General features: G+C 66.2%; 11 protein-coding genes and 6 pseudogenes. 9 read left to right on the plus strand and 8 right to left on the minus strand.

What is annotated here, in order from left to right; all coding sequences use genetic code 11:
* Window positions 1-1,187: 1,187 nt before the first annotated feature.
* Both HUV60_RS00005 and HUV60_RS00010 read left to right on the plus strand, forming a co-directional pair.
* The gene (locus tag HUV60_RS00005) at window positions 1,188-1,580 is read left to right on the plus strand and encodes a hypothetical protein (protein ID WP_269441093.1); all 393 of its coding nucleotides are present in this window, start codon (window positions 1,188-1,190) and stop codon (window positions 1,578-1,580) included.
* A 165-nt stretch (window positions 1,581-1,745) separates the two neighbouring features.
* A pseudogene (locus HUV60_RS00010) lies at window positions 1,746-2,123 on the plus strand (DEAD/DEAH box helicase family protein); the annotation flags it as partial.
* 198 nt (window positions 2,124-2,321) lie between these two features.
* Here the strand turns inward: HUV60_RS00010 and HUV60_RS00015 are convergent.
* From HUV60_RS00015 to HUV60_RS00025, 3 genes and pseudogenes are all read right to left on the minus strand, one after another.
* Window positions 2,322-2,813, minus strand: a pseudogene (locus HUV60_RS00015) (transposase); the annotation flags it as partial.
* On the minus strand, window positions 2,806-2,967 hold the full coding sequence (locus tag HUV60_RS00020) for a hypothetical protein (RefSeq protein WP_257850499.1): 162 nt from the start codon (window positions 2,965-2,967) through the stop codon (window positions 2,806-2,808). The gene HUV60_RS00020 and the pseudogene HUV60_RS00015, both read right to left, overlap by 8 nt.
* A 94-nt stretch (window positions 2,968-3,061) precedes the next feature.
* Complete coding sequence (locus HUV60_RS00025) at window positions 3,062-3,292, minus strand: hypothetical protein (RefSeq protein WP_257850498.1); 231 nt, start codon at window positions 3,290-3,292, stop codon at window positions 3,062-3,064.
* 179 nt (window positions 3,293-3,471) lie between these two features.
* Here HUV60_RS00025 and HUV60_RS00030 point away from each other — a divergent pair, with 179 nt between their 5' ends.
* Complete coding sequence (locus HUV60_RS00030) at window positions 3,472-3,969, plus strand: hypothetical protein (protein WP_269441094.1); 498 nt, start codon at window positions 3,472-3,474, stop codon at window positions 3,967-3,969.
* 81 nt (window positions 3,970-4,050) lie between these two features.
* On the plus strand, window positions 4,051-5,571 hold the full coding sequence (locus tag HUV60_RS00035; protein WP_269441095.1) for an ISKra4 family transposase: 1,521 nt from the start codon (window positions 4,051-4,053) through the stop codon (window positions 5,569-5,571).
* A 212-nt stretch (window positions 5,572-5,783) separates the two neighbouring features.
* Here HUV60_RS00035 and HUV60_RS00040 read toward each other — a convergent pair whose 3' ends face one another.
* The 3 genes from HUV60_RS00040 to HUV60_RS00050 all read right to left on the minus strand — a co-directional run bounded on the left by HUV60_RS00040 (window position 5,784) and on the right by HUV60_RS00050 (window position 17,832).
* Entirely contained in the window at window positions 5,784-7,226 is a 1,443-nt protein-coding gene (locus tag HUV60_RS00040) for an NF041680 family putative transposase (RefSeq protein ID WP_331461963.1), read from the minus strand.
* A gap of 430 nt (window positions 7,227-7,656) precedes the next feature.
* A complete protein-coding gene (locus HUV60_RS00045) occupies window positions 7,657-14,001 on the minus strand; it encodes an RHS repeat-associated core domain-containing protein (protein WP_257853214.1) in 6,345 nt (2,114 codons plus the stop codon).
* 198 nt (window positions 14,002-14,199) lie between these two features.
* Window positions 14,200-17,832: a LamG-like jellyroll fold domain-containing protein gene (locus HUV60_RS00050; RefSeq protein WP_443047484.1), complete on the minus strand. Its 3,633-nt coding sequence runs from the start codon at window positions 17,830-17,832 to the stop codon at window positions 14,200-14,202.
* A 1,224-nt stretch (window positions 17,833-19,056) separates the two neighbouring features.
* Between HUV60_RS00050 and HUV60_RS00060 the strand changes: the two are divergent.
* Window positions 19,057-20,069, plus strand: a pseudogene (locus HUV60_RS00060) (IS3 family transposase); the annotation flags it as partial.
* Window positions 20,070-20,131: 62 nt separating this feature from the next.
* On the opposite strand, the gene ltrA reads toward HUV60_RS00060, so the two are convergent.
* A complete protein-coding gene (gene ltrA, locus HUV60_RS00065) occupies window positions 20,132-21,409 on the minus strand; it encodes a group II intron reverse transcriptase/maturase (protein WP_257847794.1) in 1,278 nt (425 codons plus the stop codon).
* A gap of 314 nt (window positions 21,410-21,723) precedes the next feature.
* Here ltrA and HUV60_RS00070 point away from each other — a divergent pair, with 314 nt between their 5' ends.
* The 4 genes and pseudogenes from HUV60_RS00070 to HUV60_RS00085 all read left to right on the plus strand — a co-directional run.
* Window positions 21,724-23,022, plus strand: coding sequence for an ISAs1 family transposase (locus HUV60_RS00070; protein ID WP_269441097.1), 1,299 nt, complete (start codon window positions 21,724-21,726; stop codon window positions 23,020-23,022).
* Between the two features lie 457 nt (window positions 23,023-23,479).
* A pseudogene (locus tag HUV60_RS00075) lies at window positions 23,480-23,683 on the plus strand (integrase core domain-containing protein); the annotation flags it as partial.
* Between the two features lie 715 nt (window positions 23,684-24,398).
* Window positions 24,399-24,797: a peptidase inhibitor family I36 protein gene (locus HUV60_RS00080; protein ID WP_269441098.1), complete on the plus strand. Its 399-nt coding sequence runs from the start codon at window positions 24,399-24,401 to the stop codon at window positions 24,795-24,797.
* Between the two features lie 214 nt (window positions 24,798-25,011).
* Window positions 25,012-25,564 (plus strand): annotated as a pseudogene (locus HUV60_RS00085) (GmrSD restriction endonuclease domain-containing protein); the annotation flags it as partial.
* 72 nt (window positions 25,565-25,636) lie between these two features.
* Here the strand turns inward: HUV60_RS00085 and HUV60_RS00090 are convergent.
* Window positions 25,637-26,188, minus strand: a pseudogene (locus tag HUV60_RS00090) (IS6 family transposase); the annotation flags it as partial.
* Between the last annotated feature and the right edge of the window lie 33 nt (window positions 26,189-26,221).

Raw genomic sequence — 26,221 nt, forward strand, 5'->3', positions numbered from 1 at the left:
AGTTACGTATTGCTTCGGCGGCTCGCTGCGCGATCCCATCTCTCCGGGCTGTGTGGATCGCGTCGGGCAGCCTGCTGCTCCTCAGCGCGGGCGGCTGGTGGGCGGCCCGGTTCGTCCGCTCCCACGGCAGGGGAGGTCACCGCGGCTGCCGACGGCCGGTGACGCCCGGACGGACGCAGTCTGGTTCAGGCACAGCGGAGTCGGAATGGCGGGCCATGCCCAGCGGGTTTCCGTCCCGGCGAGGAAGTCCGCCGGGACTCACGGCAGCACGCGGCAGAGGAGAGACATGGCGACGATCGGCGTACGGCCGGAGCGACAGGAACCGGACTCGACCGTGGCGGAATCGGTCAAGGACTACTACGGCAGGGTCCTCGCGTCCTCCGCGGATCTGAAGACCTCGGCCTGCTGCACGGACGCGGTACCGGCGCCGCACATCGCCGCGGCTCGGCGCAGTACACGACGAGGTCATGGAGCGCTTCTACGGCTGGTGGCTCGCCCATCCCACCCGCGCTTGAGGGGGCCACCGTGCTCGACCTGGGCTGCGGCAGCGGACGCGACGTCTACGCGCTGTCCCAACTGGTGGGTCCCACGGCGGCAGGGTGATCGGCATCGACATGACCGAGGAACAATCCTCGCCGTCGCCCGGCGCCACCAGGACTCGGCACGCCAAACGGTTCGGCCACGCCACCGACTTCCGCCACGCCTGCATCGAGGATCCCGCGGAGCGGGTACCACATCGCTGCGCGATGTGCAAGCGAACCCCCGTGCTGCGCACGGGGGTTGCGCTCCCGCTCCGCGGGAGCGCTGGCGGGTGGCTGCGCCACCCGCCCAACCCCGATGCTACGCATCGGGGTTGACGCTCCGTCCGCTGCGCTCCCGGAGCGGCGGGACTTCGTCCCGCTACCGGGCTCCCGTTGCGCTGCAGTCCGGGCCGGCGGGTCCGCTGCGCTCCCCCACCTGACGGTCCTTCCAGCTGCGCCTCCAGGACCTTTGGGGCCCACTTCGCGGGCCGGGCTGGCTGCGAGAGTGGGGGGCCTCGTTCGTTTCGGGTTCTGGTGTAGTGGGTGCATCAGGTTGATGCACCATGTAGCGTTGGCGGAAGTATGGGACACCCCTCAACCACCCGATGCGGGCCCAGATGCCCGCGCCTTTCGGAAAAGGGAAAACGCATGTGGAGTGCTCAGGACGTGGCGCGGGATCAGGTCCGGCGTCAAGCGAATGGCCTGGACATCGCCGCCGTTGCGGAAAAGGTCGCGGAGGCCGCTGTCCGTGAGCGGGAGACCGCGGAGCAGTTGAGGGGGAACGGTTCCTTCTACGAGTTCGAGATGGACCGGGAGGGGTTGGCTGCCATCTGGCTGGCTAAACACGCTGAGTGGCAGCGCGTCAGAGACTTGATGACTGCAGCCGGTTGGAGCGTGTACGAGCCAGAACAGGACGCTCAAGGCTCGGTGTGGGCTCGCGAGCGTGAGGAACGGCTTGCTGGTGCTCTTGCGGCACAGGCCGCCTTCGGGGAACGGCAGGGGAGGAAGCGGATGAACTGCGAGCGGAGGTCCGGCTGTCCGCCGCGCCCAGTCGACTGATCCAGACGGTGGCCAGCCGGACGGGGCTGCGCCCCTCTCAGGTCCTGGCCCAGCTCGCCGAGCGGATCGTCGTGGGCGAGGACGGCACGGTGTCCGTCCCACCCTTCACGCCGTCCTGGTGATTTCCGAAGCGAGCAGAAAAGAAGGCAGAGGAGGAGCGTGGAAATGCTGGGTATCCGGCTTCGGGAACACCAGGTCGATCAGAAGTCGGCGTTTCGGAGGTGGATGGGATTCCCTGCAAGATCATCAGTGCCGTCGGAGGGGGCACGGGGCACCATCGTGTCCGCGACCGGATCGGGCAAGACGATCACCGCCGCCGCGTGCGCGCTGGACTGCTTCCCGGGCGGCCGGATCCTCGTGACCGTGCCGACCCTGGACCTACTCGCACAGACCGCTGAGGCGTGGCGCCGGGTGGGCCACCGGGCCCCGATGGTGGCGGTGTGCTCGCTGGAGAGCGATGCGGTGCTGGACGGGTTGGGGGTGCGTACCACCACGAATCCGATTCGGGTGTGGCTCCTTTGGAGGGACGGCCCTAGCTGCGTGAACTGCGGCTTGAGGCACGCCCGAGTGATCGACTCGACCACGACAGCGGGTCACGCGGTGACCGGCACCCTCCGCGCTGTCGATCTTGATGCGACGCGCGGGCGTGACCTGCTGGTTCCGAAAGGATCTCCACGACCGGCAGTCGAGCCCAACCGGCAAATGCCCAGCTCAGCCTGTCCCTCCAAAGGAGCCACACCCGTCGGTGATCGTGGAGATGGTGGACTTGGAGATCTCCGCCCCGTAGACCTCGGCGAGATGCGCGGAGATCTCCCCGTGCGTCAGCCCTTTCGCCGACAGGGACAGGACCATTTCGTCCACCCCGCCCAGCCGGCGCTGCCGCTTCTTGACCAGCTGCGGTTCGAACGACCCGGCCCGGTCCCGCGGCACCGCGATCTCGACCGGCCCCGACTCGGTGATCACCGTCTTCGACCGGTGCCCGTTGCGGTAGTTCTCCCGGCCGCCTTCGGCCCGCTCACCGGGCTCATGGCCCAGATGGTCGGTGAGCTCGCCCTCCAGCGCGGACTCCAGCACCCGCTTGGTCAGCTGCTGCAGCAGGCCGCCCTCCCCGGTGAGCTTCACCCCACCGGCCTGGGCCCGGGCCACCAGCTCGGCAACCAGCCCGTCATCCACGGCACCCGTCCCACTCACCACGGCCTCCCCGGCCTTGATGTCACTCGCCACGTCAGTCATCAACTGTCGCTTCCAGCTCGGGAGTTACACCGCTCACCGTACAGACCCGACGGCGGGGGAAGCGTGGGTGCATCTGCTGGTTGTCGGCCATGGCGAGTGCCGCCGGGAGCGGTTCTCCGTCCTGGCGGTCTTCGTCGGCCAGTTTCAGGGTCACGCATTCGTCGTCGTGGTGAAGCCGGGGCGGCCCGGGCAGGTGCTTGCGGCAGCTCTCCGTAGCGGTGGGTGTGGGGCCCGGGGCGTGCGGGTGTTCAGTTGGTGCTGTTGTTCTCCTTGCCTGACGTTTTCGTGTTCGCGTTGTTGTTCGACTCGTCCGGAAGGGCGCCGTTGAGGAGCGCGCCCAGGGGGTTGCCGGAAGCCAGGGCGGAGACGTTGTTGAGGGTGCCGTCGATGATGCCGGCCTGCGCGGGGGCCGCGGAGGCGAGGGCTGCACCGGTGGTGAGCGCGGCGATGGCGAGGATGCGGGAGGATGACTTCTTCATACCGTGATCAACTCCCACAACGCCTGCCGGGATACGCGTGCAGTCCGCTGAAGGGGCCAATCGTGTTGGGTGCGGATCCTTTCCAGGGATGGTTGAGCTGGGGTTTCGCTGATCCGGGTGTGGGTGGGGTGGCGGCTTGTCTACCGTGGCGGTAGAGGAGGCGGTGCCGGATGGGCTAGTTGATCGGTGAGCTGGAGGAACGCCAGGCGGCGGTGCGGTTGCGGGTGGAGGAACTCGAGCGGGAGGTGGCCGCGTTGACCGTTCGGCTGGAGGCCGAGCGGGGCCGGCTGGATCGGCTGACGGTGACGCGGGAGACTCTGGAGGAACTCGCGGCCGAGGGAGTGGCCCTCGAAGTGGCCCGGCCGCCGGCGGAGACCTTGCCGGTGGGCGGGGGCCGGGTGGTGGGGGTGCAGACCGTGACCTTCTGGCGGGAGGGGATGACCAGCGTGGATCTCCCGCCGGTCTACCGCGACATCGTGGACGTGATCGACGACGCGCCGGGGGCGGTGCAGGCGAAGCAGATCGTGCCCAGGATCGGGCTGCCCGCCCAGACCTCGAAGATCGAGGCGACACGGTCGAAGCTGAAGAGGCTGGTTGAGCGGGGCTGGCTGGCCGAACAGGCGCCGGGGCAGTTCACCATCTCGGCCCACCGGGCGGCAGCCGGCTCGGTGAGGTAGGTCAACTCCCGGTGTTCAAGGGGCTCTTCTCCCTACATTCGTAGGTGCGAACCGAAACGAACATCAGGAAGAAGAGCCCGGATGGAACGCTACGGCACCAGCGATGTCCCCGACCCGTTTGCCTGCTCGATGGAGGCGGTGAAGTCGCTGGCAGCACGGCTGTCGGCGCGTGAGACCGCCGAGCTGGACCACGCCGCGGTGGAGCGTCTGATCGAGGTCGACGGCAGGGAGATCCTGCGCCGCTTCTTCCAGGACCACCTCGATCTGCGCGCGGTCCGCGAAGAACAGCACCCGCCGCCGGAGCCGGTCCTCGGTGCGGACGGAGAGAGGCGACCGTACCGCGAGCGGGGACACGAACGGCAGCTGACCTGTCTGTTCGGAAAGGTGACCGTGACCCGGTGCGCCTGGCGGAGCCGGGGGCGGGCCAATGCGCACCCGGCGGACGCGCGGTTGTCGCTGCCGCACGGCCGGCACAGTCACGGCATCAAACGCCTCGCTGTCCGCGAAGCGGTCCGCTCCTCCTACGACCAGGCCGTCTCGGCGATCACCGACCGGTGCGGGAAGGTCCTGGGCAAGCGACGGGCCGAATCCCTGGTCGTTGAGGCCGCCGTCGACATCGACGCCTTCTACCACCACAAGATCGCCCCCGCGTGCACGGCCGACATGCCCCTGGTCATCCAGGTCGACGGCAAGGGTGTGGTGATGCGGCCCGAAGCGTTGCGCGAGGCCACCCGGCGGGCCGCCGAGGCCAAAAAGCGCCGCGGCCGACAGGCCCGGCTCGCGCCGGGTGAGAAACCGAACAGGAAACGGATGGCGACGATCGCCTGCGTCCACGACACCGTCCCCGCCGTGCGTCGTCCGCACGACATCGTCCACCCGCCGGGCGGTCGCAGCGGCCTGCGCACGCCCAGTCCCGGCCCGAAGGCGGTCAACCGGTGGTGCACCGCCTCGCTCATCCACGACCCGGCCGACGTGATCGCCGAGGCGTTCACCCAGGCCGCCGACCGCGACCGGGGCCACCTGCGGCCCTGGCTCGTCCTCGTCGACGGCGCCCACCACCAACTCGATCTGGTCGAGGCCGAGGCACGGCGGCGCAAGGCGACGATCCACGTCCTGATCGACTTCGTGCATGTCGCGGAATACCTCTGGACGGCCGCCCACGCCTTCCACCCGGCCGGCAGCGAGGCCGCGGAGACCTTCGCCGCGGAGAAACTCACCGCGATCCTGCACGGACACGCCGCCCGCGTCACCCGCGAGATGACCACGCAGGCCGAGAAAGACCAGCTCACCGGCTCCAAGCGCGAGGCCGTCGGCACCTGTGTCCGCTACCTGACCGGGCACCTCGCCCGACTCCGCTACGACATCGCGCTGAAGAACGGGTGGCCGATCGCGACCGGTTCCGTCGAGGGAGCCTGCCGCCACCTCATCGGTGACCGCCTCGACATCACCGGCGCCCGCTGGGGCCTCGACAGCGCCGAAGCCGTACTCAAACTCCGCGCCGTCCACGCCAACGGAGACCTCGACGACTACCTCGCCTACCACCACACCCGCGAGCACCAGCGCACCTACCCCGAACAGCGGGATTACCAACTCGGAGCCTGATCAACGACCTTCCCCCAGAAGGATCCGCACCCAATCGTGTTTGTCTGCCGGAGGCGGCTGCCTCCCACAAGGGCACCTGCGCCCGGACCGGCCGGGCGCACTGCCTGGATACGGGCCCGGCCGGCCCTCGCAGTGCACTGCGGCCCCGGAGGCGCCCCAAGGTGAAACCGTAGTTCAGCGGTTCGTACGCCTTGCCCAAGCTTGTTCTTTATCTACCAAGATCTTCCGGGCTTGCCGATGGCCTTGAGGGTCTCGGGGCGTTTGACGGTTTTGCCGACGTCGTAGCGGGGTGCCTGGTGTCTGTTCTTGGCGCCGGAGGGTCGTCCGGGGCCGGCGCCGCGGGGTTTGGGAACGCGGGCCGGGCAGGCGAGGTGAGCGCGGATGTTCCTGAACCCCCGGCGGACCCGGGCCGGGCTGAGCCGGTCCGAGGCGGTGGGTCTCTCCCAGGGCCGGCGGAGGTCTTCGGCGAGAGGGCGGGCGAGCCGGAGCTGGGTGTGAGCGACGATCAGGATCCAGGTCCAGTGGTCCGCCGCCTCGGGAGTACGGAGTTTCGGGGTGGTCCAGCCGAGGGTCTGCTTCGCGAAGCGGAAGGTGTGCTCCAGATCGAAGCGACGGAGAAATGCCTGCCAGAAACGGTCCACATCGTCCGGGGTGGCGCCGGTCTTCGAGGACCATAACCACACCGGCGGAGCGTCTCGTTCCTTTGACAGGTGCTCGACCTTCAGCCGGACCAACGTGCCCTCAACCAGGGGTAGTTCACCGTCGTGGTCGAGCCAGGACGAGCGGTGGGTGAGCCTTGGGTGGACTCGGTCCCATGCCTGTGTTTCGGCCTTGCCGTAGTTGGTGGTGTCGGTGACGGTGGTGATCGCGGGCTCGGGCCAGGTCTCCGGCTTGGTGAAGCGGAACTCCGGTCCGTGCTTGGGCGGCCTGCCGTTCGTCCCCGGCCGGCGGGGCGGCTTCGGCAGCCGCATGACGCGGTCGGAGCGGACCCGGCCGACCAGCTCGACCGGCAGATCGCGCAGGACCCACGCCAGGCGGGTGACGTCATAGCCGGCGTCGCTGACGATCACGATATGCGGGTCCCCGTTCTGCCACTGGCCCGCGGTGATGAGCCGCTCGACGACTCCTCGCAGCTGGGCGGCGGTGACCGCGGTCGCGTCGTCCACCGGTCCGAGCCGGACCGCGTCCAGGATCGCGGTCCAGGACGTGGCGCCCGGCTCCAGCACGGCGACGAAGGAGTAGGGCCAGCCCGGAATGAACTGCGACGCCGTCTTCGCACGGCCGTAGACGTGGCAGAACAGCCGTTCCGCCGAGCACGGCGCGTCCGAGCGAAGCCACGATGACACGTCGACCGCCAGCACCAGGCGCCCGCCGTCGAAACGCGGCAGCGACAGCCCGGCCAGCACCGTCCGCAGCCGATCGGTGTCGATGCGGCCGTGGTTCAGGCCGCCGTACATCGCTCCGTGTCCACGACGATGTTCGGGCAACAGTGTCAGGTCCACCGGGGACTTCACCGCACCGTCGGCACACAGCACCGCGTCCGCCAGCTCGAACAACTCATCCCGCCGGGCGGTCAGACACTCGTAGAACTCTCCCCAGAAGCGTGACGCTTCCGCGAACGCTTCCCTCCGTACGGCATCAGGCAGCAGACTCACCCTCACGGCCTTCGTCTTGGTCAGTGCACCTTGGTCGGAGCACATAATCAGACGAAGGCCGCCCCCGCGTCCGGCGAATCCCTAGGTGAGCGACTCAGTTCGAGACACCGTTCGAGGCCGGAAGAAAAAGAACAAGCTCAGTCACCGAAAGCGAAACGGTCCACCGACTCCGTCGGCAGACCGTCATGCAAGATCGAGGCTAACTGCCACCCCTTCGCTTATCCCTCACATTCTTACTCTTAGGGCTCAGAGTGATCCCCAAAGCGACAGCAAAAAGTACGGGAAGGCTTGTATTCCATGGAGGGCTCAAATCGACGCACAGCCAGAAAGCGACGATGATCAGCGCGATAGACGTGAGGATTTTCCAGATACTCATTTCTATCCCTTTCATAGCTTGAGCGAGTCGACCAGTATTGCGCGCCATTCTGCATCACTCATAGATGTCTCGCTTGATGCCTTGTAGCTTTCTATCGAGTTTCCAGAGCCTGAACTTCATCCTGAGGGTGGACTTGAGTTGCATGGCGTAGGGGCTACCACCAATCTTGGCCGCGACCCCGCCCCCAATCGCTCCAGTTCCGCCCGCCCACAATGCGCCCTCCATTGTCGACTTCTTTCCATTCGCGACCACATAGGCAGTAACGCCTGCGCCAATACCGACTGCCACACCGCAGACAATCGATGCACCGCAAAGTGCGCCCCCGGCAAAACCGGCGACCCCAATAAGAGCCGCACCTATTTCTTTTCTGTGGTCCCAAACGGAATCAGCGACATCCGCAGCGGCCGACGCAACCTCCCCCCCGGTTGCATCCCAGGCGTCACCCAGACCGCTGGTAAAGCTGTCCCAGCCGCTTTTCTTGTTCTGAGTGCGCTGCGCATTTTCCTTATCTTTTCGGTTGGCATTGTCTATCGCTTGGCGCTGCTGGGCATTGGCGTGGTCGACGTTCCACTGCGCCTGAGTGTAGACGTGGTTCGGGCCGTAGGAGTTGCGGCCCTGGTTGCCGTAGACGTTGTATCGGCCCTTGCTGGGGTTTGCGAGGATGCGCTTCTTGCTGCCCGGTGTCCAGGGGACATAGCTGCCGGAGTTGCCGGGGCTGCCGGGGTTTCCGCCTGAAACGGCGGTGTTGGGGCGGGGCTTTGGCTTCTTCGTCGGGCAGGCTTCGTAGCGTCCACCGCAGGCGAGGTACATGCCGGTGGGATCACTGAAGGTGAGGGGGTTGTTGATGCTGTAGCTGTAGCCGTTGAGGGTTTGTGCCTTGTCCGTTTCGAGCAGTGGGTCGACGCTGATGAACTGGCCCAGAGCGGGGTCGTACTGGCGGGCACCGATATGCGTGAGGCCGGTGGTGGCGTCGGAGGTCTTTCCAATGAAGCCCTTGTCGTTGGGCCAGCTGCCAGCCGATGCTCCCCGCGTATTGCCGAAGGGGTCCATGTGGCGCTTGGTGTACGTCTGATCGATGGCGTCGATGGCGAGGGTCGAGGTGCTGTGGTGGTCCGCCGCCAGGTAGGAGAGTCTGTCGCTGCCGGTTTCGTTGGATCGTACCGCGACGGTGACTTCGTCGGTTCCGTAGTGGCGCTGTGCCCAGGTGCTGCCGTCGGCGCGGAGGTGCAGTTCGGTGTCGCCGGCGTAGAGGACTCGTTCGCCGCCAGTGGTGCTGCGGATGAGGAGTTCGCCGGCCGCGTCGTAGAGGTACTCCGTTGCCTTGCCGTCCTCGGTGACCTTGGCGAGGTCGCCTTCCTCGTTCCAGGAGAGGGTCTGCTGCTTGTTCGGTCCGGGTCTGCTGGTGGTGTTGCCTGCGGCGTCGTAGCTGTAGGTGCGGTTGGGGGCATCACAGTTGGCTGCGGTGCTGGTGGCGGTCAGTGTGTGAGGCTGCTGGCCCGTGTAGCAGTACGTGGTGGTGGTGTCACCGGTGCTGGTGTGCTTGGTTTCGCTGGTCCGCTGGCTGGAGGAGTTGTAGGTGTAGCTGTTCCAGTACGGGGCGGGCCCGGACAGTTGGTCGGCATTGCGGGGGGCGGAACAGTCCTGAGAGGAGGGTGTCCAGGCTTCGGTGAGGCGGCGGTAGCTGTCGTAGGTGAAGCACTGAGTGTCGGCGGTGGTGGTACCGCCGAGAGTGGCGGGGTCGGAGATCTTGGTGACGTTGCCCGCCTGGTCGTAGGTGTAGTTGAGGTCTTGCGGCCAGTAGGAGTGGGTCTCATCGGTGACAAAGCTGCGGGTCAGTCTGCCGGTGCCCTCTTCGTACCGGTTGTTGATGTACGCCTTCTTGTGGTCAGGGGTATTCGCGGCGCCAAGCGTCAGTTTCAGGGGCTGTCCGAGGGCGGAGTAGTCCGTCTCGAGGAGGTAGCCGGTGTGGCCGTTGATCGAGGTGACCATGCCCTGGTCGTTGTAGCCGTATTCAACGGGCTCAGAGGGCAGTCCGCCGAGCGCGGGTTCCTTGTTGAACTGCAGGCTTCCGTCCGGGTTGTATTCCGTCTCCATCGGGATGGTTGCCGGTGCTCCGGCTGCGACCAGGGGGTCGGTGTCGGGGAGGCGGAGTTCGGCGGCAACGGGTCGGGACATGATGTCGTAGGCGGTGATGGCCTGGGTGTATGCCCTGCCCGTCTTGCCTCCGACGTACCGGGTGCTGTCTACGGGCAGCCCCTTGAGAAGGGTGTCGTAGCTGTGGGCGGTGAGCTGGGTGGCGTCGCTCTTGGTGCCGCTCCATGTAGCGAGCGGGCGGCCGATCTCGTCGTAGTCGGTCAGAATGCTCTTGCCACGTGAGTCAGTGGCCTTGACCTGCTGGTCCAAAGCGTTGTACGCCAGTGTTGCCTGGCCCTTGTCGGGGTCGCTGACCTTGGTCTTGCGTCCGTAGAGGTCGTAGCCGTAGGTCCATTTGGCGCCGTCAGAACCCGTGACGGAGCTTTCCTGACCGTCGAGGGTGTACTGGTGGGTCACGGCCTGGTAGGCGACGCCGGGAGAGCTTCCATACTCGGTGTCGTTGGGCTGCTCGCCAGCGTAGGTGCGTGTCTCAATGATGCGGCCGCGGATGTCGGTGATGGTGCGTTGTGCGGTGCCGCCTTGGACGGCGGTGGTGGCGGTGGAGTCGCCGGTGTAGCTGGTAGTGGTGGACCACTTCTCCTTGCCGCCGACGAGCAGGGTGCTGGTGGTGGCTCGTTCGGCACCGTCGTAGACGGTCATGGTCTGGGAGGGCGACTCACCGTACTCGGCGCGTACGTAGGTGCCGTTGGGGGTGCTGGAGGTGTCGAAGATGTCGGCGTGTGTTTCGTAGGCCAGGCCGCGGGTGTCATAGCGGGTGTCCGTCAGCAGCCGGCCGCCAAGGGGGGTCGGTGTCTGAGTCTGGACGGGACGCAGCAGGGAGTCGTAGAGGGAGTAGCTGGTGTTGTAGGTCTTTCTGTCTTTCTTGAGGGTGGAGGTGGAGACCCAGGATGGGCCCGTGGTGTTGAGCTGGTACTTGAGGGTGATGTTGGCGGCGTAATCTGTGGCCTTGGGTTGGTTGGGGAGCCATACAGCCGTCAGGCGGCCGAGGGAGTCGTAGGTCTGTTCGGTCTTTTTCGAGTTGGCGTCGTAGGACCGGATGGGCTGGCCTCGGCGTGGGTCGAGGAAGGCCACGGACTGGTGGCCCTTGGCGTTGATGGTGATGGTGCGGGTAAGGGGGCCTGCGTCGGCGGGCGTGTAGGCGATGGTGCTGGTCTTGTTGTCGGCGTTCGTGGTGCTCAGCGGGCGGCCGAGGCTGTCATGGGTAGTTGTGGTGACGGCCTGCCAGCCGGAGGGATTGCGCTGCCCGTTGCTGTCGGCCGTCGCTGCGTAGCCGGTGGGGCGACCGGTCCAGGTCACCAGCCCTTTGATCGGGGTCTGGTTCGGTGTCCAGGTGGTTGCTGCCGGGTTGTCGTAAACGGTGGCGGTGTCGGCCAGGACGTCGCCGCGCGTTGTGGAGGTGCTGGGAAGGCTGAGTGCGGTGTCGAGGACGGAGCAGGCCTGGCCGACGGTGCGGGTGCGGGAGACCAGGTTGGTGATGCCTGCGTCGGCGTTGCGGGCGTACCAGGTCCGGGTGCAGGTGTTGTCGCCGCCCTTGCCGACTTGCCCGGCGTCCTCCACGAGGACGGGCATGCCGTAGTCGTCGTAGGTGGTGCCGACGGCGTGGGCGCGCCAGGTCTTAGACGCGGCCAGGTAGGTGTGGGTGGTTGTCTTCTTGGTGCGGACATAGCGGGCGACGTGGTCGTCGGCTTCCGGGGCGGTCTGCCGGGCGGTTTCCTTGGACCACGGGTCGTTGACGACGGACTCGATGGGTGTGCTGCCGTTGTAGGTGACCTGCTGGCGCAGTTGGCCGGCGTACTGGTCGGCATCGGTGATGGCTGCGATGCCGAGGGCGGGTGCGGCGAGAGGTGCGGTGCTTACGCTACGTGTGGTGCCGTCGCTTTGTTTGTCTCCGTCCATGCCCTGCATGTAGAGGGAGACGGTCTTGGAACGGGTGGTGTCGGTGGCGCCGGTATAGGTGGTGACCTGGCGGTAGCCGCGCCAGTCGGACCAGGTCCGCTCGTCCTTCGGCGTGAAGGGGCTGTCGGCGTGGTGCCAGGCGGCGCCGCTGTAGTCGTAGGCGTGCTCGACTGGCAGGTTGCCCGTGCCTGGGTCCGATTCGAGGACTGCGGTCACGCGGTACTTGTGGAACCAGTCGATGGAGGCTTCGGGATTGCCGTTGATGTTCCAGTACTGCGGGAAGCAGTTGCGGGTATTGGTGTCCGCCGGAGCGTCGATGACCTGGCTTCGGACGCACTCGGGTGAGGACAGGGTGACGGTGGTGACGCCTCCGGTCTCGGAGGTGATGGTGGAGATCCGCGGCCTGGTCAGCGGCAGGATGTCGTCGGTGCCGTCGACCCGGTTCTCTCGCCACTGGTAGGTGAAGCTGACGGGGTTCGTCGTGATGTCCGCTGATCCGGTCTTGCCGGTCCGTTTGATCGTCTGAAGGGTCAGGACGTGGTCGGAGGTGTCGCCGTCGAGGTCTCCGCCGTCCTCGTACTTCTGGGTGAACGCCCAGGAGTCGACGGGCTGGTAGTTGTTGTCAGCCGCTGACCAGGAGTGGGTGCTGATGCCGGTGAGCCGCTTGAGTGAGAAGAATGAAGGGCTGGTCGCGAGGCAGTCGGTGTCGCCGTCGGTGCAGATGGAGTCGAAGGGCACGTCGGGCCACTGGTCGGCCGTGTCCTTCGTCAGCGGGGCGCAGTCGGAGGTGGTGCAGCGGTCGGAGTAGCTGAAGGTGACCTTCGCGTCGGCCTTGTCGGTGAACAGAGCACCCTTGCGGAGGCCGTACTGGATCTCCTTCAGGTAGCCTCCGCGGGTGTAGGAGGCATTGGCTGTGCTTGCCTTGTTCTTCTTGTAATGGTTCGACTCTTTTGTGTACCAGTAGGTTGTGGCATTGCCGCTGGTGTCCACGACATAGTCGAGGTTCCAGCGCCATGCCTGGGTCTCGGCGCGGTCGGCGAAGGCATCGCCGTTGGCGTATCCGGGCTCGCCCGTGTCATCGCCGAAGACCGGGGCGGTCCACACGGAGTTGGTGCGCTCGTCGGTAGCGCCGTCGAGCTTGTGCTTGCCGAAGACGTACTGGGTGCCGTCGCCGGTGGTGACGGTCCAGTACTCGCCGTTGTCATCACCGTTGACCGGGGTGGCGGACGTGTGGCGGGTGACCTTGGAGGCGTCGTCACCGGCCAGATGCCAGGTGCTGTCCCATGAGCCTGACTTCTTGACCAGCCGGGTGGACTTCCCGTTCAGGACGAGCTGAGCGTTGTCGTACTTCCAGCAGCGGTCGAAGACGTCTTTGTGCCCGTCGTCGTCGCAAGAGCCGTAGCTTCGCTCGATGTAGGACTCAGTGAGGGAGAAGCCCTCGCCGAGGGCGCTGCCTTGGTTGTTCGTGGTCGCGGTGCGGCCGTCGACACTGCCTGAGTCGTAGGAAAGGGCCAGAGCCGGTTCTGGTCCTGCGGCGGCCGGCGGGAGAGTGAAGTCGTAGTCCCAGGTGTAGGAGCCGGAATTGCCGCCCGCTGCCCAGGAGGACGAAGTGGAGAGCGGGGTGGCCGAGTAGTCGCCGGCACCCGACGGGGCGGGCCCCGCGCTGGCCGCAGCGGCAAGTGCGAGAACTGTCATGCTGCCGCTGTCACTGCTCGTGCGGAGCTGGGTGGCAGGTCCTGATTCGGCGGTGAGGCTGATCGGGGCGGTGACTGTCTGCGAGGTGATGTCGTTGTGCGAGGTCAGAGGCGTCTGCTTGCGGCAGGCTGCTTTGTCGGGAGTGGTCAGGGCGCAGGCCGGGAGTTCGACGAGGCGGAGGCGCGCACCCCAGGCGCCGCCGGCGGCGGCAGCGAACTTGCTGTAGTCGATGGTGAGACGGGCTGAGCCACTGGCGTCGCTGATGGCAGTGAGCAGGACGCCGGTGACGTCGGCCTTCGCCGCCGCCTTCTGGTCCAGGACAGTGATCCGTGCCTTGGATCCGGGCTTGAGTGACTTCTTGTCCTCGTGCGCCGACAAGGTGACGGGGAGATCGCCGGCCTTACCGGATACGCCACCGGCCTTGAGTGTGAAGGCTTTACTTCCGGACTTCGGCCAGGATGCGGTTGCCTCGGCCTTCGCCTTGTGTGACCGGGCGGCGCTGGCTGCCTTGTCGGCAGCGACCTTCTTGCGTGCCTTCTTGGCGCCGGGCTCGTCGGCCTTCTTCACCTCGGTGACACGCTGCTCTGGCAGGCCAGGGTCTCCCAGAGCCTTGGGGCCGTCCTGGGCGAATGCCACCTGACCGGTCGGCATCATCAGTGCTGCGGTCAGCACTCCGACTACCGTGGTGAGGCGTTTGCGCCCCGATTTTCCTTCCCAGAACCGTGTTCTGCGTATGCCATGCATCATGACTGTCCGTCCCCACCCTGAAGTGCTGCGAACTACAACCGACCAGTGACATGTACTGAAGGGGTGGTGCGGTCTGCTTGAGGACCGCACCACCCTGTATGTGGGTCAGTCGCCCACGTAGGACTCGACCTGCGCGGAGCCGGCCATCGCCCCGGCCCACAGCCTCACGCTGGAGATCTGGGCGGGCAGATGGTGCTTCCACGCTCCGCTCATGTACGCGGTGCCTACAGCGAACTCACCGCTGCCAATCTTTGCCGTGTAGGACGTGGTCTCGCCCTTGTCCACGTAGCTGATGTAGAGACCGACCTTGCCGTCAACGGAGTCGTGGATACCGGTCAGCCGGACATCGCTGCCCACCTCGACTTCGTCGGAGACGACCCCGGAGAAGGTGCCGTCGGTGTTGAGACGGCCGAAGCGCCACTCGCCGAGCAGCCTTGTTTCCTCTTCGAGGGTCTCTTCGTTCCACACCGTGTCCTTGCCGGCCAGCCGGTACCACATGCCCCAGGCTGAGCCGTCCTGTGCCCGCTGTCCGAAGACCTGCCCGGTGTAGCCGATCGGCTTGGAGGCGATCGCATCCTTGTCCAGCTGTACGAGGGCACTCGCCGTGAACGACGCGCTGTCGTCCACCAGCGGACCGCTCGCGGTAGCCGCGTCGTCGACGCCGTCGAACACGATCGTGTCCTGCTCGATATGAGCTCCGCCCGACAGGTTCAGCGTCTTGTCGTAGCCGGAGGTTGCGTCTGTGATCGAGGTGCTGCTGGTGCTGGTCGGGGTGAAGTCCGCCATCAGCTCGACACCGGCGTAGCTCTGTGAGGTCAGCAGCTTGGCTTCGTCCTGCAGCTCCTCCGGTCCGAGGGCGTGCTGCCAGACAGTCACCTCATCGATGGAACCGTGCATGAAGTCCTTGTAGGCGTCAGCATGCATCACGCGCCCGATCTGCAGTGGCCCGTCTGCTTCCCACGCATCACCCGCTGGTGTGCTGCCCTGCGGCACACCGTTCACGTAGAGGCTGATCGTTTTGTCCTGCGCGTTGTGAACGCCAGCGACATGGGTCCACACACCACGAGGAGAGGGCTGCTTCGACTTGATCTCGTGATAAGTCGCATCGGAAGACAGCGTGCGCATGCTCCACGTATTGCCGCTGGATGCGTCGTAGCTGAGATAGAAGGGGCTGTACTTTTTGGCGAACGGGCTCGTGGTGGGCGTCTGCCCCATAACCGTCAAGGTGTGACTGGCAGCAGGATCCACTCGCACCCACGCCGCGACCGTGTACGAGGAACGGGTCTCCAGCACCTGGCCGTCGGTGGCGGCATAGTCATCGACCCCGTCCAGCACCAGTCCCCGGTCCGTGACTTCATCCTGCAGCGGGGCACCGTCGGCGGCGAACTTGATCAGACCGCGGCGCCCCCGGTCATCGCGTGTGGCACCAGCGAGAGTGGCGTCGTCGCTGCCGTCCACGGTTGCGGCATCCACGGCTGTTGCTCCGCTGGTTTCGGCGAAGTGCCATCGGCCGGCCGGTTCCGTCGTGGCAACAAGGAAGTCGATTACGCCTTCGGAGCCGTAGCGGCCCGCTCCCACGTTGTCCTTGGCTCTGACATACAGGGTGTGAAGCCCCGCCCGCTTCGGGGTGACCTTGATGGTCGCAGTGGATCCGGCGATGTCCGGGGACCAGGCCGCCTCCTGCGACATGCGGTACTGATACGCGACCACGTTCGCCTCGCCACGGACGGTGAATGTGGCCTCCGCGTTGGGCGCACCGGCACTGGGGCAGTCATTCGTGACGCAAGGCAGGTACGGCGTGCCAACGGTGATCGTCGGGGCTTCCGGGCGGCTGGAGTCGACTGTGAAGTAGCACCAGCCCGTGGTCGAGGCGTTGGACGGGCCGGGCAGTTGGTTCTTGCCCTCGTTGTAGTAGGAGCGAGTCCATGACCGGTACCGGTACAAGCCCCCGTCGGCCAGGGTGGGTGTTTCCCCCGTGAGCCGGTGGTTGTCTCCCACGTACCCGGTGGTTGGACGTTCCATCTCAGTGATGGCATTCGTCCAGGTGCCGTCGGAAAGCTTCTTGTCCACGTCCATGGCGACCCGCAGCTGCGCCTCCGACTCACCACCAGGAGCCGTCTGAGGGGTGGATGTCAGGACGGGTGTCGGGTCGGAGACCATGGTCGGTGCCGACTCTTTGACCGAACATGTGTGGCTCGTACCGCTCGCGAGACCGATGTTCGACGGCTTGGCCGGCAGTCCGACGAAGTCCACTGCAAGCGTCGCGTCGTTCTTGAACCGCTTCCACGCCGCCGTGTCCGTCTCGTCATGTGCCTTCAGCATTAGCGTGAGACGCGAGAACTTCCCCTCTGCGAAGCTCCGTACGGTGGCGGTCAGGTTCTCATTCGGCTCATCCGGCAGGTTGTCGTTGAACTCGATCGGTGCATCAGGCGAATTCGGATCACACAAAGAACCACGACCGGCCGACACGTGACGGTCAACCATGGTGTCCCACCCGCCCTGCGGACGCGTGGCCCAGGTCGTGGCGGAGGAGATGTTGTCTGGGGTGCGGACCAGATCCACCCACCGCGGTTCGCACTGGAACGCCCACGGCTCGGTGATGCGGAAGGTGGCGTCCAGGACATGCTTGCCCTTCAGGCTCGCGGGCGAGAACTCGAAGTACAGCCGCTGCACGTAGCCCGGCCCGCACTTGTGGCCGTTCCAGGTACCGCACTTGCCCATGCCCATGCCGCGGCCGTCGCTGCCGTTGCCCCAGCCGTAGGACTCGTAGCCGTCGTTGCGCAACAGGGTTCGCTCCGCCTCGCCCCAGGAGACGGTGGGATCGATGAAGATCGGAAACGCCCCGGACTCGGTACTGGTGAGCAGTTGCGGGTCCGAGACGACAGCCAGGCTGTCCTTGTCGACCGTGACGTCCATGCGCACGACCTCATCGCCCTGCCCCGGCGCGAGTCCAGTACCCGAGGGCGCCGTCTCCGACGGATCGCCCGGGACAACCGGATCGTCAAGTGCTGTGACAGCGGTGCCCAGCTGAGTGGTGGTGCCGTCCGGCTGCGGGTCGGCCTGTTTGCCGGCGGAGTTCCACATCTGAGCCGTGGGGGCCTTGAACACCGTGTTTCCGTCGCCGTCGACAGCCGCCAGGTTGCCGGCCGCTCCCTTGCGCACGGTCAGGCCCTTGGTCTTCAAGCCGAAGGTGGGCTCCTTCACTTGCGGCAGCGCAGCTGCCTCGGGCGTCTTGACCACCAGCACTTGCTGGAAGCTTTCGACCGTAGCCGTAACCTGCAAGTCCACATCCGGCAGGACGTTCGGGTAGACCGCGCTCGCACCGTCCAGCACTGGCTCGGGCAGTTCGCCCGGCCAGCTCAGCTCGAGTGACTGGCCGCTCTCGGAAATCCGCGCCAGCGGATCATCCTCACCACCGCCGGAGAACGACATCGGCACAGCAGCTGCCTTCGGGCCGACCGAACCGTCCGCCCGCCGCACCAACGTCGGATCAGGACTCAGCCACCCACCATCCGAGTCCTCCACCCGAACCGGGACAGAGGACTCCTCAAGAGTGAAGGAGAACCCGTCTGGATTGGCAAAGACTGTGGTCCGCTCCGACCGCTCCCCCACCACCTCGACCCGCTCGCCCGACTCAGCAGCCTTGGCAAGCGCCCGCTGGCCCTCTGTCAACGTTGTCGGCTCCGAGTCCGCAGCCGGAGCAGCCGATGCTGTCGGCAACGCCATCACCGACAACATCGACGCCAGCGTCACGCTGACCGCAGCCCCACGTCTGAGCCTCAACACACGACTCCCCCACCACAACTTCACAGTTCCCACCCCGTGGCCAAGAGATCTTCAAAAGTGCCGCGAGTCAACGCCAACCTCCCTGCCAGGTCAAGGGGTTGAAGAAGGGCACGTGGCCGTGTCGGCCGACCCTGATCCCAGGAAATACCACTACATGACGGAGCTGGGCGCTATGCGCAAGGAAGCCGATCAGTCACGATGGGTAATCAGCCCTCGGTGCCCTCATGTCAGGCCGCCGTAGACGGCACAGCAAGACGGTTGGCCGACACGCCGTCAACCATTCAGGGCATTTCCCCGCAGGCCGCGCATCGTTCCGAATTGTGCGTGCGACATTCAGCCCATGGCGCGAGGGGACTTTCAATTGCACTGTGCAACAACCAGCGCGAACCATTAATGTGATGCACATCACACATTCTGACCCGCTATGGGAAGCTCACCAGCCTCAACACGTGAGATGACCTCTTACTGAAATTGAATTCGTGGTCTCGTAAGAGTTGATGGTTGGTCGTCCGCTATGGGGTCGGTTCGTACCGGCCAGTGCAGTGGTGGGTAGCGCCCCGGGCGAGAAAATCCGCAGCGTCCGGACAACCGTGAGGCCCGTCGATATGTGGGCGGCCTCGATGACGCGGTCCTGCTTCAGGCGCGTCTTCGTCGTCCAAGCCGCTGCCTCCGGGTGCACAGTGAGTTGGCCCGAGCCGGCGTCGAAGGTGACGGCTGCGACGTGCCCGGCCAGTCCCCGGGGCGATGGCCGCCCACCGATCGTGCAATGTGGCGCCGGCGGCCGGGAGCTCCCAGACCCGCTCGGTGACCAGTGCCCCGAGCACGTCGCCCAGACCCATTGGATCGCGCCCGTCGTGCCGGGCTGGCCGGACGGTGCGGGGGCTTGGGTTGCTGCACGCGGCCGCCGTTCTTGCGTGCCGTCTCCTTTGCGGCCTTCAGGGCGACCCGGGCCAGGTCAACACCGCTGGGCTGTGCTTCCTGGGACATCAGGCCACCGCCCCGGCGAACTCCTGGACCCGGTGGCGAGCGCACACGCTGCGGCTTGGCAGAGGCGAGCGGCCGCACGAGACATCCCCGTCCCGGCCCGAGCAGACCCGGCCCGAGCTGGGGCTTCACCCCGGATCGTAGACACCTTGGACACTGGACCTTGAGGGTCCAGAGGAAGAGATGTCACTGATGGTGATGAAGGTGTACTCGGCGGAGTTCAAGGCGGATGCTGTCGCGCTGTACCTGTCGGACCCGAAGAATACGTTCGAGGGCGTGAGCAAGGACCTGGGCGTCAGCCGGGAGACGCTGCGGAATTGGGTGCGGGTCGAGCGCACCCGGCAGGGCCGTGCGGCGGCCGCGAGTCGCTCGCCGCGGGCGGTACAGGCCGTTGATGTACCCTCCGACGATGTGCTGAAAGAGGAGAACAAGCAGCTCAGGGCTCGGATCAGGGAGCTGGAGACCGAGCGGGAGATCCTGCGGAGGGCCGCGAAGTATTTCGCCGGCGAGACCAACTGGTGAGCCGTTTCCAGTTCGTTGATGATCATCGCGGCGCGTTCGGCGTCAAGCGGCTGTGCCGGGTCCTGGAGGTCTCCCGGTCCGGGTTCTACCGGTGGCTGAAGGGCGCCCCGGCCCGCATCGAGCGGGCGCGGTCCGACGCCCGCCTGGCCCGGCGGATCCGGGAGATCCACAAGGAGTCCGACGGTACCTACGGCGTCCCGCGGATCACGGCCGAGTTGTGGGACGCCGGGATCGAGGTGAACCACAAGCGGGTCGCGCGTGTGATGGCCCGGATCGGCCTGCAGGGCGTGCATCTGCGTAAGAAGGTCCGCACTACCGTCCCCGAGCCGTCCGCGACGCCGGTGCCCGATCTACTGCGGCGTGACTTCACCGCGAGCGAGCCGAACACCAGGTACGTCGGCGACATCACTTACCTGCCCATCGGCGACGGCCAATTCCTTTATTTGGCAACGGTGTTGGACCTTTGCTCGAAACGGCTGGCGGGCTGGTCGATCGCCGACCACATGCGCACCGAGCTGGTCACCGATGCGCTCCGGGCTGCGGCCCGTACCCGCGGCGGAACTCTTGACGGGGCGATATTCCACAGCGACAACGGCGCCCAGTATGCGTCGAAGGAGTTCGCGAACGTGTGCCGCGAACTCGGCGTGACCAGATCACGTGGGGCGGTCGGAACCTCGGCGGAGGTGAGTCGGCGGCGGGAATTTCACCCACCGCCGCTCTCAGAACCGTGCGTGAACCTCGCGACTCACACGGCTCCCATTGTTGAACCAGTGGGCAACGCGCCATGCTTCCAGTGAGCGAACATGCCCGGGAATGCTGAGGCAATCTCAGCCAGCCTTCTCCGGGCCTTTCTTGAAGCACGACGATACCGTTTGTACTTCCTCCGGGCCCATTTCACCAGGAACGGATTGATCTGCTGTTCCAGAAACCTGATCAACCTGGACTTGTAGAAGCGCCCATAGTAGTTGATCCATCCCGCCACGACGGGGTTGATCATCGCGGCGATCTCCTGAAAGCTCAGCTCGGTACAGCGCCCCAGTCGCCAGCTCCGGATAGTCCTCGCCATGGACTTCATGGCTGTTTCGCTCACTGCGGGAAGGAAGCCGGTCTTCAGCCTCCCATCCCGCAAGCGGGCAGCCCGAGGACGGAAGGTATACCCCAGAAACGTGAACTTCGTGACCGGGAACTCCCGTTCACGACCTTCCTGTTTGCAGTACACCACCCTGGTTTTCTCCGGATGGAGACGTAATCCGAACTGCAGCAGCCTGCCCTCGATGATGTCGCGGACGAAAATCGCCTGCTTCTCACTGGCACAGTGCACCACAGCATCGTCGCCGTACCGCTCGAATCTGATCGCCGGGTACTCCCGGACCAACCACGCGTCAAAGGCGTAGTGCATGAACAGATTCGACAACAATGGTGAAATAGCAGACCCTTGGGGAGTCCCCTTTTCCCGCCTGACGAGCGTTCCGTCGGGCTGTTGTACGGGGGCGACTAGCCACCGTTTCACATACAGCAGAACCCACGGAAGATTGGTATGCCTTTCCACTGCCGCGTTGATGGGGCCGTGCGGCACGTTGTCGAAGAAGCCCTGGATGTCAAGGTCGATCACCCAAGGATGCCTCCAGCACCGCTGCTTGCACGTCTCCACCGCATCCAGCGCGGACCGCCTCGGGCGGTAGCCATACGAGTCCTGATGGAAGATCTGCTCCACCTCAGGCTCCAATGTCATAGCCACTACCGTCTGGGCGATCCTGTCGGCCACGGTCGGAACCCCAAGGCTCCGAATCCCACCGCCGGCTTTGGGAATATCAACCGCTCTCACGGGTGGAGGGAAGTAGCTTCCCGAGGACAGCCGGTTCCACAGCTTGTACAGGTTGTTCTTCTCATCCTGCTCAAACTCCGCTAAAGACTGCCCATCCACCCCAGCCGCTCCCCTGTTGGCCTTGACCTTCAGGTATGCGTTCCAGACCAGCCGCCTCGGAATATCAAACGGCTTGTCCGCTGGCCTTGTCTCGACCATCCGATTCCTCCCATCGCTGGTTGATCGCCGATCGACACCCAACAACACGTCCCCTTCGCTCCACCCCTATTACGGAGGTTTCATCACTACTACGGGACGTTCCGCCCTCCCGACGCGCGACCGGTACTCCGGCCCTCATGACTCTTCGCCACTTGCGCCTCTCCCTCTCGCGAGCCACGTCAACCCCACGGCCCCGGCGTAGTTCTCCCTTGAGTTGTTCTGCCCCGGTTTGATGTGGCTGGTTGCAGGACGAGCGCGACTTCTGATGATCTTTCAGGTCTCTACGCCAAAAGATCGTCACAGGAGTCGCGCTCGTGCCCGTATCTTCGCCGATCCCCCCTGCCGTTGGCCAACTCGCCGACCTCGCCCTGTGGGAGGCCGAGCTCGCCACCGGCCCTGCGGCAGTGGAGTCCAAGCTGGTCAGCAGGTTGCGGCAGGTCCCGGACCTGCGCGCGAAGCGTGGCCGACGCCACGCCCTCGCGGTGATCCTGACACTGACCGCGTGCGCGACGCTGGTGATCGGCGGCGACTCGATCGCCGCGATCTGGCAGTGGGCGACCCGTGCCCCGCAAGCGAAACTGGCCCGCATCGGCGCCCGGTACGACCCGCTGGCCGGCCGCTACCTCGTGCCGAGCGAGCGCACCTTCCGGCGAGTGCTCGCCCATCTGGACGCCGACGCCCTGGACGCCGTGACCTGCGAATACACCACAGACCTCGCGCGCGGCACCGTCCCCGCGCCCGAGATCCCCGCCACCCCGGGACCGGTGGAACGCGAACAGCGCCGCGCCGCTCAACGCTCAGCCGAGCACCCGGTGCCGGACGGGCTGCTGCCGACCGCCGCCCTGGACGGCAAGGCCCTGGCCGGCGCCCGCACCGAGAGCGGACGGGTCTTCCTGGTCGGCGCGATCGACCACACCAGCGGCGCGGTCCTGGGCCAGAGGCAGGTCCCCGACAAGCGCGGCGAGGGCGAGGCCGCACGGGCCCTGCTCACCCGACTCGACCTGCCCGGAAGGGTGTTCACCCTGGACGCGCTGCACACCACGAAGAAGACCGCCCGCCTGATCACAGGCCCTCTCCACAGCCACTACGTCCTGATCCTCAAGGGCAACCAGCCCCTCGCCCACGCCGCCGCCCAGGCGCTGCTGACCGGCGCGGACGCCGACTTCACCGAGACCACCGCGATCGACGACGACCGCGGCCACGGCCGCACCGAACGCCGCACCCTGCGCACCGCACCCGCCGACGACACCCTGTTCCCCGGCGCATCCCAGGTCTTCCGCCTCCGCCGCGACACCGGCAACCTCGACGACGAATGGACCAGCAAGGAGATCGTCTTCGGCGTCACCAGCCTGCCGCCCGACCTCGCCGGCCCCGCTCACCTCAACCACTACGAGAGAACCCACTGGACTGTGGAAAACAAGATCCACTGGGTGCGGGACGTCACCTTCCGAGAAGACAACTCCCAGGTCAGGACCGGTACAGCACCCCGAGCCCTGGCCGGCTTCCGCAACCTGGCGATCAGCACCATCCGCCTCGCCGGACGCGCCAACATCGCCCACGCCCGCCGCGACCTCCTCCGCCACGAAGACGCCTTCGCCGTCTACGGCATCTGACCAACCACCACGGGACCGGACATCACACAACTACGCCGGGGCCGTGACGTCAACCCATGGATCGCGGTTTCGCGTCGAGGAGTTCTCCAGTTCCGTTGTGAAGCCCAGACTGAGCTCGCGCCACCTTCATGCCGGACACCGCCAGACCAGTAAACAGGTTCCCGTCTGGCTTGTCCCAGGACAGCATTGAGGCCCTGGTTTTGATGTCGTCTAAGCTTTACGACACGTCATCGGCGGTTCACTTGCGTTCGCCTTCTCAGCCCACACCTGCCATATTTAGTACGGCTTTTCCATGACGCTCACCACCACGGCTCATTCACCGCAGCAGCTCATGGTGGTTTGACACCTGCACCTGCATGCCGATGCCGAAGGACCTACCTTCATCTCCACAACAGCATGGCAACTGTTCGTTCCCGTCTTCTACATCAGAACCTCACAATCACCTTCTGGACACACCAACGCCGCCGCCGAATCCTTCAACGCAAGCCTGAAACGGGAGACCTTGCAGAGAAGGAAACGCTGGTCAGGGGCGCGCGAGGCCCGCCTCGCGGTGTTCCGGTGGGTCACTCGCTACAACACGAAAAGAAGACACTCCGCACTCGGCCAGATCAGCCCGATCACCTACGAACAACGATCGATTACGCTGGCCACTGCTGCATAGCAAACGGTGTCCACGATCCGGGGTCAAGCCCCCTCACGCCGGAAGCCGGGGGTGCCTGGTCGACGGCCAGGGCGGCGGCTTCCTCCCGGCACAGCTTGCACAGACCGTCCTCGATGGCCCGGCCGGTCAGCATGATCCGCGCATCGCAGTCGCCGCAGTCATCGCGTGGCGGACCGTCCGGCACCCGCTGCTGCACCACCACGGCCGGGGCTGGCTTGGCGATCTCATGACAGGACCTGCCGCCGGTCACCGACGGCCGTAAAGGCGCCAAGGCCTCCCGCCATGGCGACGGCCAAGAGACCGGACAACGAAAAACCCCGTCCCTGCCTGCTGCAGGAACGGGGTTCTTTCGTATCGAGCGCCGGGCAGGCCTTGCACCTGCATCTCCCCGCAGGAAGCGGGGCATCTTTCCTTAGACGACCAACGCACAGACAGCAGCCGCCGAGGCGTACCGCCCATCTTCATGATCGACTCTAGCAGACGCGGCAGCTACGCAGACCGGGGCGTCTTCGCAGTCGCCACCTCCTCGTCCGGACTTTGGCGGGGGACGGCTGCCCGCAGGTTCGTGGCCGGTCCGCGCAGCCCGACGCCGAAGGATGTCCCCGTCGCCCTCGCGGGGCACCGGGCCCGCCCCCAGGCGCCCTGCTCCTCCGCACGGGTGACCTCTGCGGCGAACCGACCCGGCCAGCGCCCGGCGTCCCGTATGTGTAGTGCTGTGATCAAAAACGTGATGCGTGCCGCGGCCGTCGCCGCCCTGGCCCTGTTCCCGCTCACCGCCCCGGCTGCCGCCTCCACCGGGACATCCGCGGGACGGGCGGCGATCGACTGCCCGTCCGGCTACGTGTGCGTCTACCCCGAGATCAACTTCGGCGGGCAGCCCTGGGTACGCCGTGCCGCCGACGGCAGCGTGAAGGACCTGCCCTCCGCGATCCGCGACCGCGGCAGCTCGATCCGCAACAACTCCGACCGCACCGCCCGCGTCTACGAAAAACGCAACCATGTCGGCCGGTGGGTGTGCGTCACCCGCAGCGGCGGCTCCATCCACGACCTGCGCGGCTACAACCTCAACGACCAGACCCGCTCCTTGAAGATCAACTCCAACGACTGCGGCTGACCCTCCCCCACCACCAGGCCGGGGGCCGGCCGGGCATACCGGCCGGCCCTTGACCAGGGCGCCGTGCCAGGGCGCCGTGCCGGACGGGCGGTAACTCTGCGCTCGCCCGGCCCGCAGCAGTCGTGTTCTTTCCCGGTATGACCACTGCCCTCACACGAGTGGTATGAGCGGACAACACCCGACTCACCGTGCGGCCGGCCGCTATCAACGGAACATGCTCAAGCCTGTGTTGCGCGGTCTTGTCGCCGCGGTGCTCGCCGTCCTGCCCCACGTCCTGTCCCCCGCTGTTGCCCATGCCGCGCCCCAGACGCTATTCCTGCCCTGAGGCCGTCGACCGTCTGCCTCAAGGCAGCGAGTCCCGTGACGGCTACAACCGCGACCGTTTCCGCCACTGGAACACCGGCGCCGACCCGGACGACGGCTGCAACACCCACGCCGAGGTTCTCATCGCCGAAGCCCTCGAGGCGCCCGCCGTCGCAACCGGCTGCCGTCTGAGCGGCGGACTGTGGTTCTCCTACTACGACACCACCTGGGTCACCGCGGCCTCCGGCCTGGACATCGACCACATGGTCCCGCTCGCCGAAGCCTGGGACTCCGGCGCCTCCGCTTGGACCCCACAGCGCCGCGAGGTCTACGCCAACGACCAGGGCGCCGCGGCCAGCCTGGTCGCCGTCATCGCCCGCTCCAACCGCAGCAAGGCCGACCAGGACCCCGCCCAATGGCTGCCACCCGCCACCAACGTTCACTGCCGCTACGCCGCGGAATGGCGTTGTCACGTTGGTGGGGTGTTGATCGGTTGAGGACGTGTCAGGGCGTAGAGGGGGCGGACGGGGCCTAGATTACGCTGCGGTGGGCGGGGCGGTGGCGCCAGTGATCTGGTCCCAGATGGCGAAGCAGACGATCATCTCGACGCGGTAGTGGGCGGCGGTCATCAGATAGCGGCGGGGCCGAAAATGGGGTGAGATGCCGCTGAACGCGGACAGGAACCGCTGGGCTCCGCCGACGCTGCGGAAGCCCTTCATGGCACGCTCGCGCTGCCGGGTGGGCTGATGGGAGTTCTCCGCCCGGTTGTTCAGGCTTTTGTGCGAGCGGTGTTCCACGGAGGGCATCACCTCGCGGTGAGCCGCACTGTAGGAGCGCAGCTTGTCGGTGACCACCACCCGCGGCACCGAGCAGGCCTTCTTGAGCAACCTGCGGAAGAACCGCCGGGCCGCAGCGGTGTCCCGCTGGTTCTGGACCAGGATGTCGAGCACGGTGCCGTCGGCGTCGACGGCCCGCCACAGGTACTTCCGCTCGCCGTTGACCCTGATGAAGACCTCGTCCAGGTGCCACTTGTCCCCGAGCCGGGGCCGCCTGCGGCGCAGGCCGTTGGCGTAGGACTGCCCGAACTTCGCGCACTAGGTCCTGTCTGAGATTCAGATCAT

The organism is Streptomyces sp. KMM 9044 (genome assembly GCF_024701375.2).
In the GTDB taxonomy this organism is placed as follows: domain Bacteria; phylum Actinomycetota; class Actinomycetes; order Streptomycetales; family Streptomycetaceae; genus Streptomyces.